This is a genomic window from Gemmatimonadota bacterium, assembly GCA_040882465.1.
Classification (GTDB): domain Bacteria; phylum Gemmatimonadota; class Gemmatimonadetes; order Longimicrobiales; family Gaopeijiaceae; genus JBBEBG01.
Map to the genome: position 1 here is coordinate 70840 of JBBEBG010000016.1, position 15723 is coordinate 86562.

Below are 15723 nucleotides of genomic sequence, written 5' to 3' on the forward strand. Positions count from 1 at the left end.
GGGGCGATTCTCCCTGCCCCTGACGTCGGGAATGGCTCCATTCCGCGGAATTCTCCCCGGAACGCATTGTGCAAGGACTCGTGATCGCAGTCCGGTTGAACTGTGATTCGATTCGGAGGTGGCTCCATGTGGAAGAGACTTCTTCAAGTCCTCGTTCTCGCGACGTTCCCCATGATTCTGGCGGGGTGCCCCGGGGACGACGACACCATCGGCGAGGAGATCGAAGAGGGCCTCGAAGAGATCGAAGACGAGATCGACGACGCTCTTTGACCGGAGCGGGCCAAATCCGGCGTCCGGCCCGCTAGAGGGTACCGGCGAAGGGGCTGGAATCAATGAAGACTCAGAGAGGCGGCGTCTCGGGCACGATTCGCGCAAGTTGTCGTGCGCTGAAGGAAGGCGAACCCGGAAGGCGGTTCCGAGACGCTCACAAACAGCGCAGGGAACGCCGGACGTCGGGCGAAGGGGAATGGCCCTGGGCCATCGCCGCCGTGGGGGCGTTGCTCGTTGTCGGCGGCCTGGCTATCGGATGGCTTCCCGGCCCCGGCGGCTTCATCTCCATCGTGGGGGTCGGGCTCCTCGCCACGGAGTTCCGCACCTTCGCCGCCCTTCTGGACCGGACGGAGGTCGCACTCCGAAGGCTTTGGTGCCGAATGTGGGACGAGGGATCCGCCACCGGGCGGGCACTCGTCGTCCTGGGGGCCGTCACCTTCATGGCCGGGGCGGCCGTCGTGGCCGGGCGCCTGTTCACGCGGTAGTCACTCGCGACATGGACACGGGAAGTCCCGCACGGCCCGCGGGGGTGGCGAAGTGCGCCCTCCGCTCCGAGAATGTGCCGGGAGTCCCCCGATCGGACGCGGCCCGAGGCGCCTCTGGACAGGCGTCCACCGCGACACCGAGCCGGCTCGTCCCGCGGGTCCCTTGCGAGCACCCCCATGCGGAGGAGTTGCCATGCGCAACCGGATGATCCGACTGCTTACCGTCGGTCTCGTCACTTTTGCCTCGGCCTGCCTGGGATCGGCGGGGGAGGCACCCTCGCCCCCGGTGACTCGCGGCGAGGCGGCATTCGGGCCACCCGACAGTCTCATCCTGTGGCGGGGAGACCGTCAGGTCGCGGCCTACCGCAACCTTCCCGAAATCTTTCCTACGCGGACTATCGAGGCCGGAAGCGACCCGCTCCCCCTCCCCTCCCGTTCGGCCGACTTCTCCTCTTTCTCCTTCGAAGCGGGCGGAGAGACTTACGACCTCGACCGCTTCATCGAGGACACGAGGATCGCCGGCCTGCTCGTGCTGAAGAACGGGGAAATCGCCCTCGAGCGTTACGCCCTGGGCAATACCGCCGCGAGCCTCTGGGTCTCGTATTCGATTTCCAAGTCCGTCGTTTCCCTCCTCATGGGGGCGGCCCTCCGCGACGGTTACATCCGGGACCTCGAAGATTCCGTCGCCGATTACCTCCCGGTGCTGGAGGGAACGGTTTACGAGGCGGTCACCCTCCGGGACGCGCTCCAGATGGCCTCCGGGGTCGAGTGGACGGACGGCTACAATGCGCTCGACACGAATTTCAACCGCTCCCTTACGATGCCGACGCTGGAACAGCTGCATGGGCTAGGCGCGCGGGAGCGGGTCGCCGCGCCCGGAGCGCGCTTCAATTACAACAGCGCCGAGACGCACCTCCTCGGAACGGTGCTCAGAGCCGCGATCGGAAACAACCTCGCCACCTATCTCTCGCAGAAGATCTGGCGTCCATTGGGAATGGAGGCAGACGGCAACTGGATGCTGGTCGAGCCGGACGGGGGCGAACACGGAGGTTGTTGTTTCAGCGCGACCCTGAGGGACTACGGGCGCCTGGGACTCTTCGCCATGCGCGGCGGCGTCCTCCCGACCGGCGAGCAGGTGCTCGCGGATGGATGGATGGAGGCATCGCTGACGCCGTCACAGGCGAACCCCGGGTACGGCTACCTCTGGTGGCTCCGCGGAGAGGGCGCCTTCGCCGCGATCGGGATCTTCGGACAGGTGATCTGGGTGGATCCCGCCGAGGACCTCGTGATCGTGACCCACGGAGCCTGGCCGCAGGCATCCGCCCTCTATGGTCGCGTTTACGCCTTCGCCGAGGCCGTGAGAGAGGCGCTATGACTCTGGCCAGGGGGATGCATCCCAAAAGTCCATGATGCCCCTCGCCGGGGTCGGTTGAGCATCCTTTGCCGGCCCGCTGGAGGGCGCCCCCCCCAGCTCACGGCCCAAACCGTGAGGTGATGGCCGCGCCCCACACGGGACAAGGACGGTAGGACAAGGAATTCCCTCCTTCGCGTCCGGCTCGCCGGTGCCACTTCGGCCGCGCGGGCACGCCCCCTGCATCTTTCCCAGCCCGCAGAGGGGAAATCCGCACCTTTTTCCGGTGCGCCCGGGCACTTACACGAGCGATTCCCAGGGATGACGGCTCCGCGAAGGTGGCTCAGAGGCGTGTTCATCGCCTTTTTCCTCCTGGCACAAACCGTTGTGCCACTGTCCGGACTCTACGCCAGCCACCTCCTCGGACATCCCTTCCGGTTCAGCTGGCAGATGTTCTCCCGGATTCCGGCCGAAAGCGCCGAAAGCGATGAATAACTCCGCGCTGTGGGGCGATCTCGTGGACTTCGACGCCAACCCGAGGCTGATCGCAACGATTCGGGTGGCGGTCGGCCTTCTGGCGTTGCTCAAGGGATTGACGCTCGTCGCATTCGCGGCGCCTCCCGCCGCGGTCATGCTCCCGTGGATGGCGCTTTCCTTCGCCGTGGCCATCGGGTGGCATGCCCGGCGCGCCGCAGGCGGGCTCGTCGCGCTTGCCGCTTATCTGCTCTTTCAGGGATTTTATGCGAACCATCTCTATCTGCTCGCCCTTGTACTCCTCCTGGTGGCACTGAGCGACTGCGAACGCCAATACGCGATCCGTCCGCAGGGGAGCGGACCGGTTCCCGGGTGGCCGCTTTTTCTCATGCGGGCCCAACTCTCGATCGTCTACCTCTTCGCCGGAATCGCGAAAATCAACGGGGAGTTCCTGAGCGGCTCTACGCTGGGCTACCACTTCGAGAACTCGGTTCTCCCCGTTCCCGACTTCTCCTCTCTCCTCCTCTTCCTCTCTCTCGCCACGGTCGCGGCCGAGATCTTCATCGGGCTCGCCGTATGGTCCGAGCGCTTGCGATCCTTGGCGTTCGCGCTGGTACTCCCGCTGCACGCCGTGATGCCCTTCGTGTCGCAGGACCCGGCGCAGGTCGTGGGAATCCTCATTTTCACGGCGATCATGCTCGTGCTCTTCGCGAGTTTCCTCAACGTTCCGGAAGGCGGACGGCTCGTGATCTGGGACGACCGGTCCGAGGTCTGGCGGCGCCGGATATCCCTCCTCCGAAAAGTGGACCTGTTCGGCGCCCTCCGCTTCGCTCGCAGAAGCGAGGAGCGGAGATACGAGGTGATCGGCAAACAACCCGGTGAAGCCGAGGCGGCGCTGCACCTCTTCCTCCCCGGCTGGCGCATCCGCGCGGGGATGGATGCGATCCTAGAAATCATCGCCGTCCTCCCAGGGGGATGTTTCATCGCCCCGTACCTCGCCCTTCCAGGCGTCCGCACCTTTGGCAGCGGCCTCGCACGAGAAAAGAGCGTTCCGTTCTCCCGAGTCCGCCCCGAACCCACCGCACGGCTGGTCTGACCCCGGGAAAGGATTCCCCGCCGGGGGGGGAAGTTGGTGCCGATGGCCGAACCGAGGAGCCGCGAAAACCGTTGCGGAAGAACGAAGGCACGGTTGCTGCATGGTTTCGGGCACGGCGGATTCGGGATCTCGAACTCCCAACGAAATCGAACAGGAGACCCAACATGGCTCGCATGAAGACACTTCTCTCGCCTTTTTTCCTGGGGAGTCTTCTGGCCCTCGCCGTCGTGACGGGGTGCGGACCTGCCGAGTCCGCCGATAATCCCGAAGGCGAAGCGCTGTCCGAGGAGATGGCGCGGGAGGCCGTACCGATGGTGCCGGCGGGCACTCAGATGACGTTTCGCCTGACGCAGGCACTCTCGACGGAGTCCAATGCCACGGGAGACCGCTTCTCCGCGACTCTCGTCGGAGACGTGCGGTCCCCCTCCGGGGAAATCCTCGTCCCGGCGGGCGCGCGAGCGAATGGCGTAGTCGCCTTTGCCCGCGAGAGCCCGAGCTCTGAAGAACCGGCAGTGCTCGAGCTTCGGCTCGAATCGCTCGAGGTGGGCGGTGAAACGAGGCCATTTGCGGCGACGGTCGTCGAGGCGTCCATGAGTCAGGAGGCTCGCGACTCCGGCGGGGAGACTGCGGCGAAGATCGCGGTCGGGGCAGCCGCCGGCGCCCTGCTCGGGCGTGTGCTCGGGCGGGACCGCGAAGCCGCGGTGATCGGGGCCGGCGCAGGTGCCGTGGCCGGTACCGTCTTCGCCGTCACGACCGACTCGGGACACGCCCGAATCGGCGAGGGCGCGACCGTAACGATCGCTCTCGACGAACCCATCGAGCTCGACTGACAGCCCACGCCTGGCGGGGCGCCCGCGAGGCCGAGGGCGCCCTACGCGGCCGGCGCGTGCGCATCGGGCGGTGTCCACTCACACTTTTCTACGTCCCTTCCACGGAGGAACGGTCATGGATAGGAGTGCGCGAATTTTTCTGAGCCTGGGGTTGGCGCTTGCCGCGTTGACCTCGGTGAATCACCAACCGCTCGTGGCTCAATCGGGGCCGGTGACGCTCGCGCTTGCGACCGCCACGGAGGGAGAGCCGATGACCGAGGCTTCCCGGACTCCGAGGTGGAGTCCCGCCGCGACCTTTCCCTCAACCGGGCCCGTCACGGCCCGCTGGACGGAGGAGGGAGACTTCCTCTCCAACACGCTCCGCGAAATCGAGCGTGGCGAGCGCTTCTCTTCGGCCACCGTGGCCGTCGCCCAGGCCCGGAATCGCTCGGGGCTCCCCTGGATCATCGCGGGATCCGCGCTGGTCGTGGGGGGCGCCATCGTCGGTGACGACGTGGGGACGCTGCTGATGGCGGGAGGCGTCGTCGGAGTGGCGTACGGGATGTACATCTACTTCTAGCCTCTCTCGCGCGGCTTAATTCGGCGTCGTACGCGTGTCGGACTCGGTCGAGGGCCCCGGCGTGGACGATGACGATTCGAACACGAACCTCTGGGTGGCCGGCGTGGTGGGCGGTGAGTTTTTCCTGAAGCCTCGATTCAGCCCGGGAGGGGAGGTCGGACACGAGTGGCTGGATGTCGGGGACGACTCCGACTCGGATGAAAGCGTCCTCGCGACGACGGCGGAATCCCGCGTGCGGTGGAACTTCCCTTAGAAGACACGGCCCGTATGGCGCCAGGGAGACCGCTAAATCGCCGGGCGAGCGGAGACTTCTTGCCCCGGGATAAGTCGCGGCCTAGCTTGAATATCTGGACTCAGAGTACGCAGATTATCCCCTCCACACCTCGCCCCCGGGGCCACGCCCTGGAGCATCCAGGAGGAAGCCCATGAAGCTCGGTCGTTTCGCCAGGTGGCATCGAGCGGGCGCACGGACGGTTTTCGTCCTGGCGCTTCTCGCGTCCGGCTTTTTTTCGGCCGGAAGCGCTCCGGCAGCAGCGCAGGAGTCGACCGCTGCGATCACAACGGGCCAGCAGTACTTCATGGCCACTCACAGCTTCAACGTCTTCATCGGGCCCAACCGGAGAACCAGTGAACCGGGCCCCCTCGATCTTCTGGCGGCCGAAGCCGGCCTCGAGGGACACGCAAGCCTCGGAATTCAGATGATCGGCGGTTCCACACCAATGCAGCACTGGAACCAGGGGAACGGCGACGACGGCCAGAATCTGGCGAAGGTCGCGCTCCGGGCCGGAGGAGTGGACGTCTTCACCATGTCTCCCAATGCTCTTATGCCCGAAGAAGGAATCGACCTCTTCGGTGACCTCATGATCGAGACCAATCCACAGGGTCGGATCCTCGTGCAGAACTCTTGGTCCGCGTGGGACGGAAACGGAACGACGGGAAGCGTGGGCGGAACGGGTGCCGCCGGATTCACCAACGAAGATCACAACAGCGCCACCGTCGAGACGATCCAGGGATGGATGGACCGCCTCGACGCCCCGGGCGGTTATCTCGAGCGGATGCGCACCCAGCTCGCCGGCATCAACGAGCGGGCGGGGCGCCAGATGACCTACGTAGTTCCCTCATCATTCGCCGTTTACCGTCTCCGCCAGGAAGTCGTGCGGGGAAACGTCCCTGGGATCGAGCTTCAGTCGGAGATCTTCGTGGACGGAATGGGACACCCGAATGTCCCGATTCGAAACCTCGTCTCGTACGTCTGGTTCGCCTCGATGTACCGGCAATCCCCGGTGGGGATGACGGCGCTCGTGGATCCGTCCGATCCCACGTCCGCGGCGCGCGAGCGGCTCCTCCAGGGAATCGCGTGGAACGCCGTGGTGAGCGAGGCGATGAGCGGCGTGGAGGGAGAGCCCGTGATGCTGTCCGCGGGACGGTGAGGGGTTGAAGAGGGGGTCAGGACTCCGGCGGGCGCACTTCGCGTTCGCAGTCGCGATCGCTTCCTGCGCGGCCGGAGCGCCGGCTCTCACGGCTCAGTCGGCGCCCGACGGAGCGCCGGTCCGGGCCGGGACTCTCGAGCGGATCCGGGTCTACGGCACGTCGCTCGAAGGGAATCTCGCCGGGGACGATCCCACGCGGGATGTCGTCGTATATCTCCCTTCGAGTTACGCGGCTGAGCCCACCCGCCACTTTCCGGTCGTCTATTTCTTGCATGGATATACGGTCGGGGTCGAGACCTACGTAGGCCTCACCGGCCTTCCGGGGTCGGCGGACCTCGCGATCGCTGCCGGCGCGGAGGAGATGATCCTGGTCCTCCCGGACGCCTTCACGATCTACAGCGGAAGCATGTACTCGAACTCGCCCACCACGGGGAATTGGGAGGGCTACGTGGCCCACGACCTCGTCGCTTACATTGACAGCCACTACCGGACCATCCCGGAACGGGAGAGCCGCGGCCTGTCGGGACACTCCATGGGCGGATACGGAACCATGCGGATCGGGATGAAGCATCCCGAGGTGTTTTCCGTGCTCTACGCGATGAGCTCGTGTTGTCTCATGAACAACCCGTCGCCTGCTCAGGGGCGGGGCGCGGCGGCGCCCGATGCCGGTGCGCCGGCCCCGGCCGGGCGTGGCGGCGGCTTCTCGAACGCCCTCTTCGCTCAGGCCGCGGCCTGGGCACCTAACCCGCAAAATCCGCCGCGGTATTTCGACCTCTACAACGAGGACGGCGTCTTTCGACCCGAGATCGCGGCGAAGTGGGTGGCCCACTCACCGCTCGTCATGGTGGATCAGTACGTGCCCAACCTGAAGCGTTACTCCGCGATCGCGATGGACGTGGGCGACGCGGATCCGCTCGGTGCGGCCAACCACGACCTGGACGCGGCCCTCACCCGGCTCGAAATCGGGCACTCGTTCGAGGAGTACGAGGGGACACACACGAACCGAGTGCGCGCCCGATTCCAGTCGAACGTGCTTCCGTTCTTCTCGGAGCAACTCGCAGCGACGACTACAGGACGCTGACCGACATCTCCCCACCGGCAGGTTCTTTCATCGGAATCGGCGCGTGACTCGCGCTCAAGGGATTCGCCCGGTCGGAGACACCACCCAGGGTCCCATCCTGGGAGCGCTCGTTCGCCTCGCCGTCCCGACGGTCGCGACGAATGTCTTCCAGACCCTGTACCAGCTGATTGACACCTTCTGGGTCGGTCGGCTCGGCGCCGAGGCGGTGGCTGCCGTTTCCCTCTCTTTCCCGATCCTCTTTTTTCTGACCTCCGCGGGTGGAGGATTGGCGATCGCCGGGGCCGTCCTCGTTGCACAGACATTCGGGGCGGGGAACCAGGAAGCCGTGGACCACTCCGCCGGGCAGACACTGGTCGTCGTGGGCGTGGTCTCCGCCGCGCTCTCCCTCGCGGGCTTCCTTACGGCCGGTCCCGTCATCGCCCTCTTCGGCCCCGAGCCGGGGGTCTCTCAGATGGCGGTGGATTACCTGAAGATCTCCTTCGCCGGCCTGGTCGCGGTTTTCATCTACTTCGTCTTCCAGGCGTTGCTGCGCGGCGTTGGAGACGTGAAGACGCCGATGATCGTGGTCGCCTCGACGGTCGTGCTCAACTTCTTCCTCGACCCGATCCTGATTTTGGGGCTGGGCCCCTTTCCCGAGATGGGCGTGGTGGGTGCCGCCTGGGCGACGATCGTGGCACAAGGGCTCGCGGGTGCCACGGGGATCGCGATCCTCTTCAGCGGCCGGTACGGCGTGCACCTTCGGCTTCGTCACCTCATCCCGGACGGCGGCGTCGTGCGGACGATTTTTCGCCTCGGCATCCCCTCTTCAGTGGAGCAGTCCACGCGGGCACTCGGGATCGCCGTCATGATGCTCCTGGTCGCCTCCTTCGGAACGATCGCGATCGCTTCCTACGGGATCGGCTCCCGCATTCTTTCTTTCGTGATCATCCCTGCGATGGGCCTTTCGATGGCGACTTCGACCGTCGTGGGCCAAAACGTCGGGGCGAGGCAAAACGACCGGGCGGAATCGGCGGCTCGAAGCGGGATGCTCGCCGGCTTCCTCGGCCTCAGCGCGGCGGGCCTCCTCCTCTTCATTTTCGCCGGTCCGGTGGTGCGCGCGTTCGTGCCGGGCGAGCCCGAGGTGATCGCGGTTGGCGAACGCTTCATGCACATCATGGCGCTCTCCTTCGGATTTTTCGGCGTGCAAATGGTGATGAGCGGGGCGCTCGCGGGCGCCGGCAACACCATGGCCGCCATGGCTCTTTCTCTGATCTCATTTTGGATCCTGCGATTCCCGGTCGCCTGGGTCCTCTCGATCCCCGCAGGCCTCGGACCCGAAGGGGTCTTCTGGTCCTTTCCGATTTCGAATGTGATCGCGGCGCTCATCGCCGTCGGTTGGTTCCTGCGAGGGACCTGGATTCGGCGGGTTCTGAATGACGAGGCGACCCTCGTGAGAATCGTTCGGGATGAGGCCCGGATCGAAGAGGTCACGGAGGAAGGTTAGGAAACCGCGGCGGGGAGGCGCCTCCGCGCCGCCCGAACCCTTTACCCCCCCCCAGCCGCGTCAGTTGGGTGCCGCTTGCTCCGAGAGGCGGGTCGCTATCGCGCACTCGTGCGCGACGGTCAGGAACCGGCTCACGCCGACCGCCCCGATGACGTACGGGTGCGGATCCCCGGACCGCCTCTGCGCCAGGATCGGCATCTTCACCGTCGAAGCGTCGTATCGCGTGTGGTTCGAGAGGATCACATCCACCCCGGCGCCGCGCGCGATCTCCCGAAACCGGGCAGCGGATTCTTCATACATCTGGAGACGCCGGTCGCGGGGATCCGCGGGCGTGTCGCGAAAGTTGAAGAGGGTCCCGCCCCAGACCGCGGCCATATGAGGCTCGTCTCCGTCTCGCACCGGAAAAACCGTGGATATCGTGCCGAGCGTGTGGCCGGGCGTCAGGTAAAGGCGGAGCGTCGTGTCCCCCACCGTGAGCTCCATCCCATCCGTGGCCACGATGTCGCGCGTTGCCGTCACGGAGTCCGAGCTCGTGCGCTCATAGAGCTCCCAGTCGGCTTCGGACATGACGACCCGCGCCCCGTGCCGCTGGAGGATCCCCGCCCCGCCCGAATGGTCTCCGTGCGCATGGCTGACGATCACGGTTCGGATCTCGGCCGGGTCGATCCCCAGCTTTCGGAGCCCGTCGATGACCTCCGCCTCCACCGAATAGTCGAAGATCGCATCAATCAGGACGATCCCCTCCGAGGTCCGGACGCCCCAGACTGAATACGCGGTCTGTCCTAAGAAGTAGAGATTGTCGAAGACCCGCACGGGCTCGGTATACCAGGAGCGATCCGGGTCGAGCGAGGGGAGAGCGGGCGGCACCTCGTCCACGGCCGGCGCGGCGCCCACCGTCCGGATCGGCACGGCGCAAGTCCCCGCGAAGAGCGGAGCATGTTCCTGCCCAGCCGCCGTCCGTGCAGCCTCCAAGCGGGCGAGGATCGTTTCATTCGGGGCCTGCGCGGCCGCCCCGGTCGAGAAGGTGGCCACTGCCAGAAGGAGGGCGGTGAGGGTCACCATCGGAAGCGTCCTCATCGGCATGAACTTTTCCAAGGGAGAAGAGGATTCGGCCGCGGTCGGATGAAGTCGGATTCGGACCAATGTGAGGCGCTCACCTCGGAATGACCAGTCGCCGCGTGTTCCGCGGTCGAGGCGTCTCCCGGCGGATGGGGTAAGTCCGTATTGGGTCGCGCTTCACGGTTCCACATGTTGCAGCGAGTCGGGAACCGCCCGCTCGCGGCCTCGAGACCGGCGACGCGCAGGGGTGCGACACCTTTGCCTCGGTGGGGCTCCAAGCACCCGGGTTTTGAGTAGCTCCTCGCCCGGCGAAGGGGCCTCTGCCCTCAGGTCGGGGGCGTTCCTTTCACGAGTCCAAAGGCCCCGAGCCCGTAACTCCTGCCATTGATCCGCAGCTCGACGGGATGTTTTCCCGGATAGTGTTTGCGAGTCGTCAGGTCTCCCAGCTTGATCGTGATCCGAATCGGGACCGCCTCCGCGCGCCCCAGATTGACGCGCTTCCACTTGAAGAGCTTCGGATGCGTGCGGCCATCCGCCTTCACGTAGTGGACGGCGTAGTCTATCAGGAGGTCCTGTGCGGCCCCGGCCATGCTGGCGAGCTCGCAGGTGATTTCCACGCGCCCCCCCTTCCTCACGCGCTTGGGTGAGATTCGGAGCCGTTCGATCCGCACTCTCGGGGCCGTGCCCACGCCGAGGAGATCGAGGGCTCCCGCGTGGCCCGCCTTCACGAGCGAGCGCAGGGCATGGCGGACGATCCAGGCGCGACCTTCTGATGCGCCATCGAGCCAACGCCGGCACAGGGTGACCACCAGCTCGGGGTGATCCTTCGAGATGTCGTTCAAGTTGTTCGCCACCGACCTCTGCACGTAGCGCTCGGGGTCGTCCTTCAGGCGTTCGAGGAGCGCGAGCACCGGCTTGGGATCCTTCTGGAAGTGCCGCAGCCGAGGTGCCCACGGAAGTCTCGGTCGCGTCCCCTCCGAGACCAATCGCCGAACGTGAGGGCTGCCGTCCGAGCTCCATTCGACGAGCCGTTCGTAAGTCGCTTCAGGATGTGCGTTGAGAAATGCGCGTATGCTGAATTCCGCGGAAAAGCGCTGCGTGAGCTCGTACTGGAGCCGCATCGCGGCTTCAAAGTGACCGAGCCCGTCCGAAGCCGCGATCATGGTGTGCGGCAAGTATTTGAAGGGTCCCATCCCGAAGGAATCGGTTCCGGAGTGGCGCGGTCCCAGCGAACGCTCGAGGATGGTCGCGAGGTCGGCGAAATCCGAAGGTAAGTGCCGCCGCATCGCCGCGGCGATGTGCGCGGCGCGGCCGGTCAGCGAGAGAGGCGCCAATCCTTCGAGGGCATCCTCTACGAAACGTTCGGCGGGGAATGCACGATGCGCGCGTTTCAGATCGCGCGCGATCTCGCGGACCACCTTTCCGTCGTAGAAGTCGCGCAGCTCGTGTGACATTCTCAAGCCTTCCCGCGAGCGCGGAGCGATTCCAGCGACCCGGACGCGCCCAGTCCGGCGGCGCGCCCCGTCGCCCAGGCCCAGAGGAAGTTGTAGCCCCCGATGGGCCCGAAGCAGTCCAGAATCTCGCCGCAGAGGAAGAGTCCGGGCGCGATCCTGCTTTCCATGGTCCCGGGATGGATCTCCTCGAGTGGGACACCTCCGCCCGTGACCTCGGCCTTCTTGTATCCCTCGTGGCCCGTCCAGGGGAGTGGGTACCGGGAAAGGGTCGTGACCAGACTTGCACGATCCTCGCGACGGAGCTGTGCGAGTGACTCCCCGGGATCGAGCCCCCCCTCGGCGAGGAGGGCGTTCGCAAGTCGCGCCGGCAGGGCCCGCCGCACGATCGAGCCTACGGTGCCTTGTTTGGACGCGCGCAGGCGCTCGTCCCACGTGTCGGTGTCCGCGTCCGTCCACTGAACGAGGATCTGTTGGCGCGGGTCGCCGTGCGATCGGACGGCCAGGTGTGAGATGTCCAGGACCGCGGGCCCGCTGTAGCCGCGGTGGGTGAAGAGGAAGCCGCCTCGCGTCTCCAGCGGGCCGCCAGGCGGGGGCGCCCGGAGCGTCACGTCGAGGGAAACCCCGGAAAGCGAATGGTGGACCCCTGATTTGCCGGTGAGAGGAGTCAGGGCCGGATAGGTCTCGTGCAGCGTGTGGCCGAGCCGAGCCACGATGCGCATCCCCGTACCGTCACTGCCCGTCTGAGGTACGGAAAGGCCCCCCGTTGCAATGACGACTGCGCCGGCCTCGATCGTACCGTCGTCCTCCAGAAGCACCTGCCAACCGCGGCCACCTTCCGGCGAACGCATCCCCACGACCGCGGATCCGAATCGAAGTCTCGCGCCCCGCCGGCGAGCGAGCTCCAGGAGGCCGTCTCGCACATCCCGCGCGCGGTTCGAGGCCGGAAAGAGCTTGCCCGAGTCCGGCTCGAGCACGAGGGGTAGCTGGAGTTCTTCCTCGAAGAACCGTCTCTGCCCCTCCAGGGGCCACGAGCGAAGCATCTTTCGCATCGTATTGGGAGAGGAAGCCGTGATGAACCGGGATGGCTCCATTCGGGAGGGAAGAACGTTGCAGCGCCCGCCCCCGCTGATGAGGATCTTCCGCCCGCCATCCCGCGTACGCTCGCAAAGAAGGACGGGCGCACCGGCCCCCGCTGCGAAGATGGCCGCCATCGTCCCCGCCGCCCCTGCCCCGATGACGACGACCGGCCCGCCCTCTCGCTCCTCCAAACGCATACTCCCGCCGGGGTGAGCGGCGAGAATACCGTACCTCCGGCGCCTGGGCCATGGGTCGCGGAGGCCTTTCGGTGTGGACGCCGCGAACTCGCTCGACCGGTGCCTACGGAACCCAGGTGGGGCCGAGTTGATCTCGGTGGGGTAGAGGAAGGTTCATGGGACGGGGCCCCTCTCCGCGGAGACACCCACTTGAAGAAGTCATTTACGATCTCGCATGAGGACGAAGTGCTCCACAATCCGTCGGACCTGATGGCGGAGGTTCTCAAGGAAACAGGATCCCAGGCTCAGGCCGAGAGCATCGTTCGCAGCCTGCAGCGGATTGGATCGGACCCATCCATCCTCTTCTACGAAATGACCCTCGAGACGCGGGTCGGAAGACTCGGAGGAGCCGGATCGAGCGCGTGGCGGGTGCGTGCCGACCGGGGAAGGCCTGCCGTGGTAGACTCGCCGGAGCAGCCACCGGCACGCTGAGGCCACCCCTGGCCGGGGGCCGCCCCTCGCGGAATGCACGACGTGCCCGTGGAAGAGGACCCTCGATCCGTGTCGGTCGGCCAGCGGAAGGCACAGTGTTGCATCGCGGGCGGCGGCCCCGCCGGGATGATGCTCGGGCTTCTTCTCGCGCGTGCGGGGGTCGAGGTCGTCGTCCTGGAAAAACATGCGGATTTCCTGCGCGATTTTCGCGGGGACACAATTCATCCGTCCACCCTCGAGGTGATTCACGAGCTCGGCCTTCTCGAGGAGTTTCTGAAGCTCCCACATCAGGAGATCGAGGAGCTTCGCGTGGTCGTCGGGGGGTTCGAGGTCACGCTGGCAGATTTTCGGCATCTTCCCACGCGCTGCCGATTCACCGCGCTTCTTCCGCAATGGGATTTTCTCGACTTCCTCGAGAATCAGGCACGCCTGTACCCGACCTTCCGCATGCGAATGGACGCGGAAGTGACCGGGCTCCTCCACGACGGGGACGAGGTGGCGGGGGTGCGGGTGAGGACGCCGGAGGGGCCGCTCGAGGTGAGGGCGCCACTCGTCGTCGGCGCCGATGGCCGAGATTCGACCATGCGGGCCCTGTCGGGGCTCCCGGTCCGTGACCTCGGCGCGCCGATGGACGTCTTCTGGATGCGGATCTCTCGGAAGGAGTCAGATCCGAGCGTCCCGCTCGGGCGCATCGAAGGCGGCCACATCCTGGTGATGATCCACCGCGGGGATTATTGGCAGTGCGGCTACGTGATTCCCAAGGGCGTTAGCGATGTGATCCGCGCCCGTGGCATCGAGGCGTTTCGGAACGAGATCGCGCTCGTCGCCCCCTTCCTGGATGATCGCATTCTCGAGTTGCGCTCCTGGGATGACGTGAAGCTTCTCTCCGTACGGGTGGACCGACTCGACTGTTGGCACCGGCCGGGTCTCATCTGCATCGGGGACGCCGCGCACGCCATGTCCCCCGTGGGCGGCGTCGGGATCAATCTCGCAATCCAGGACGCCGTTGCGCTGGCGAATGTCGTGGCGGGCCCGCTTCGGGAAGGAACGCTCTCGTCCGAACACCTGCGTCGTGTGCAGAGCCGCCGGTCCGTCCCCACCCGTCTGACCCAGTGGATGCAGCTCTTCCTTCAGAACAACATCATTGGACCTACCCTCGGCTCGCCCGAGCCGGTGACGCCCCCCCTCCCCGTTCGCCTCTTAGCGCGGTGGCCCTGGCTTCGCCGGATCCCTGCGCGCCTCGCAGGCATGGGAATTCGGCCCGAGCACGTGCGGAGCCGTCCATCGCTCCCGATTTCCGAGGGCTCACCCCGGCCCGCGCCGCCGCCAGGTCATTGAACTGCGACGGCCCGGCCGACCGTGAGGTGATAGACGGTCTGCTGGTTCTCGTAGATCACGAGAGCGAGTCCCTCGGACTGCGCATCTCGGAGCACCTGGCTGAAGATGGCTCCCAGCTCGCGCGACTTCCGGGCCGAGACCGATTCGAGCGCGAGATCCACGATCCGCTCGGCAAAGGCGGCGAACTCGGCGGGCACGGTCGCCAGAATCTCGGGAGGACGAACCACGGGTGGTGCGAATGCCGCGTAGGAGAGGTCCACGGTCGTGCCGAACTCGTGCGAGCTGACCCCGGCCGCCGCATTCGCGTTGGCCTCTCGGAGCCGCTCCTGGCGTTCCGTAGTACGCAGGGCGCTGGTGACCTCGATCCGGTACGCCGGGAGCCCCATCTGGGCGAGTCGAGCCTGAAAGCGGCGGCCGAGCGTTTCGAGCAGCACCCGCATCTCGGGGACGACATGTGCGGGTGCCGTGCCGGGGCGAACGATCCAATATTGGGTGCTGTCCTCGAGAGCCACGAGTCGCCCCGCGGCCACCAGGGAGTCCAACTCCACACGGGTGCCCACCCGCACGCCAAGCTCACGAGCACGCGCGACGTGCGTGGTGTTCAGGAACTGGCGAAGGGTTCCAATTTCCCCCGGGGTCATGACGGGCATGGGCGAGAGGATGCGGTCCGCGGTCCGCGCAAACCGATCGGCTGCCGCGATGGCTTGTGAGATCGCCCGCTGAATCTCGATCACCGTCGCCTCCCTCGCGGCCTGCGCGGCGACTTCCCGTTCCCGTTCTACCCATCCGCAGGAAGAGAGCAAGAGGATCAGGTAGAAGGGCGAGGTGCGCATGGCGGGCTCCGGGTCGAACCTGACTGGATTCTCCCATTATGGACGGAAGGGATCCAACGGGCCAGGCGACTTGCCTCGTGGATGCGGAACTAGTGTCCACTTTCAGCCGGGGCAGGCCACCGGCGCCGAGGGACACCTTGCCGAATGGTCACTGTGAGACCTACGTACAGCCCACGAACTGGGCACCAGCCATGCCACTCGGGGCGCCGAATTCACGACTGCAACTGGGGTGGAC

17 protein-coding genes are annotated in these 15723 nt (G+C 66.2%); 13 read left to right on the forward strand and 4 right to left on the reverse strand.

Going from position 1 to position 15723, the window contains the following annotated elements; translation table 11 throughout:
* Positions 1-126 precede the first annotated feature (126 nt).
* The 11 genes from WEG36_04545 to WEG36_04595 all read left to right on the forward strand — a co-directional run bounded on the left by WEG36_04545 (position 127) and on the right by WEG36_04595 (position 9059).
* Positions 127-270: a hypothetical protein gene (locus WEG36_04545; protein ID MEX1256870.1), complete on the forward strand. Its 144-nt coding sequence runs from the start codon at positions 127-129 to the stop codon at positions 268-270.
* Between the two features lie 62 nt (positions 271-332).
* Positions 333-755 carry a PGPGW domain-containing protein gene (locus WEG36_04550; GenBank protein ID MEX1256871.1) on the forward strand — a complete coding sequence of 141 codons (423 nt, stop codon included), beginning with the start codon at positions 333-335 and terminating at the stop codon, positions 753-755.
* 193 nt (positions 756-948) lie between these two features.
* On the forward strand, positions 949-2130 hold the full coding sequence (locus WEG36_04555; protein MEX1256872.1) for a serine hydrolase domain-containing protein: 1182 nt from the start codon (positions 949-951) through the stop codon (positions 2128-2130).
* A 297-nt stretch (positions 2131-2427) separates the two neighbouring features.
* Positions 2428-2601, forward strand: coding sequence for a hypothetical protein (locus tag WEG36_04560; GenBank protein ID MEX1256873.1), 174 nt, complete (start codon positions 2428-2430; stop codon positions 2599-2601).
* The gene (locus WEG36_04565) at positions 2594-3676 is read left to right on the forward strand and encodes an HTTM domain-containing protein (protein ID MEX1256874.1); all 1083 of its coding nucleotides are present in this window, start codon (positions 2594-2596) and stop codon (positions 3674-3676) included. Before WEG36_04560 ends, WEG36_04565 begins: the two co-directional genes overlap by 8 nt.
* A 164-nt stretch (positions 3677-3840) precedes the next feature.
* Positions 3841-4506, forward strand: a complete 666-nt coding sequence (locus tag WEG36_04570) for a hypothetical protein (protein MEX1256875.1) — start codon at positions 3841-3843, stop codon at positions 4504-4506.
* Positions 4507-4621: 115 nt separating this feature from the next.
* The gene (locus WEG36_04575) at positions 4622-5065 is read left to right on the forward strand and encodes a hypothetical protein (protein MEX1256876.1); all 444 of its coding nucleotides are present in this window, start codon (positions 4622-4624) and stop codon (positions 5063-5065) included.
* A gap of 34 nt (positions 5066-5099) precedes the next feature.
* Positions 5100-5318 carry a hypothetical protein gene (locus WEG36_04580; protein ID MEX1256877.1) on the forward strand — a complete coding sequence of 73 codons (219 nt, stop codon included), beginning with the start codon at positions 5100-5102 and terminating at the stop codon, positions 5316-5318.
* A gap of 172 nt (positions 5319-5490) precedes the next feature.
* Positions 5491-6495, forward strand: coding sequence for a hypothetical protein (locus WEG36_04585; GenBank protein ID MEX1256878.1), 1005 nt, complete (start codon positions 5491-5493; stop codon positions 6493-6495).
* A gap of 4 nt (positions 6496-6499) precedes the next feature.
* Positions 6500-7576, forward strand: coding sequence for an alpha/beta hydrolase-fold protein (locus WEG36_04590; protein MEX1256879.1), 1077 nt, complete (start codon positions 6500-6502; stop codon positions 7574-7576).
* 43 nt (positions 7577-7619) lie between these two features.
* Entirely contained in the window at positions 7620-9059 is a 1440-nt protein-coding gene (locus tag WEG36_04595; GenBank protein ID MEX1256880.1) for an MATE family efflux transporter, read from the forward strand.
* A 60-nt stretch (positions 9060-9119) separates the two neighbouring features.
* On the opposite strand, the gene WEG36_04600 is transcribed toward WEG36_04595, so the two are convergent.
* The 3 genes from WEG36_04600 to WEG36_04610 all read right to left on the reverse strand — a co-directional run bounded on the left by WEG36_04600 (position 9120) and on the right by WEG36_04610 (position 12840).
* Positions 9120-10142, reverse strand: a complete 1023-nt coding sequence (locus WEG36_04600; protein ID MEX1256881.1) for an MBL fold metallo-hydrolase — start codon at positions 10140-10142, stop codon at positions 9120-9122.
* 302 nt (positions 10143-10444) lie between these two features.
* The gene (locus WEG36_04605; protein ID MEX1256882.1) at positions 10445-11572 is read right to left on the reverse strand and encodes a DNA alkylation repair protein; all 1128 of its coding nucleotides are present in this window, start codon (positions 11570-11572) and stop codon (positions 10445-10447) included.
* A gap of 2 nt (positions 11573-11574) precedes the next feature.
* The gene (locus WEG36_04610) at positions 11575-12840 is read right to left on the reverse strand and encodes an aminoacetone oxidase family FAD-binding enzyme (GenBank protein MEX1256883.1); all 1266 of its coding nucleotides are present in this window, start codon (positions 12838-12840) and stop codon (positions 11575-11577) included.
* Between the two features lie 195 nt (positions 12841-13035).
* Between WEG36_04610 and WEG36_04615 the strand changes: the two genes are divergently transcribed.
* Positions 13036-13317: a hypothetical protein gene (locus WEG36_04615; protein MEX1256884.1), complete on the forward strand. Its 282-nt coding sequence runs from the start codon at positions 13036-13038 to the stop codon at positions 13315-13317.
* Positions 13318-13359: 42 nt separating this feature from the next.
* Positions 13360-14655, forward strand: coding sequence for an FAD-dependent oxidoreductase (locus WEG36_04620; protein MEX1256885.1), 1296 nt, complete (start codon positions 13360-13362; stop codon positions 14653-14655).
* On the opposite strand, the gene WEG36_04625 is transcribed toward WEG36_04620, so the two are convergent.
* The gene (locus WEG36_04625; protein ID MEX1256886.1) at positions 14649-15488 is read right to left on the reverse strand and encodes a DUF5715 family protein; all 840 of its coding nucleotides are present in this window, start codon (positions 15486-15488) and stop codon (positions 14649-14651) included. The genes WEG36_04620 and WEG36_04625 overlap by 7 nt on opposite strands.
* Between the last annotated feature and the right edge of the window lie 235 nt (positions 15489-15723).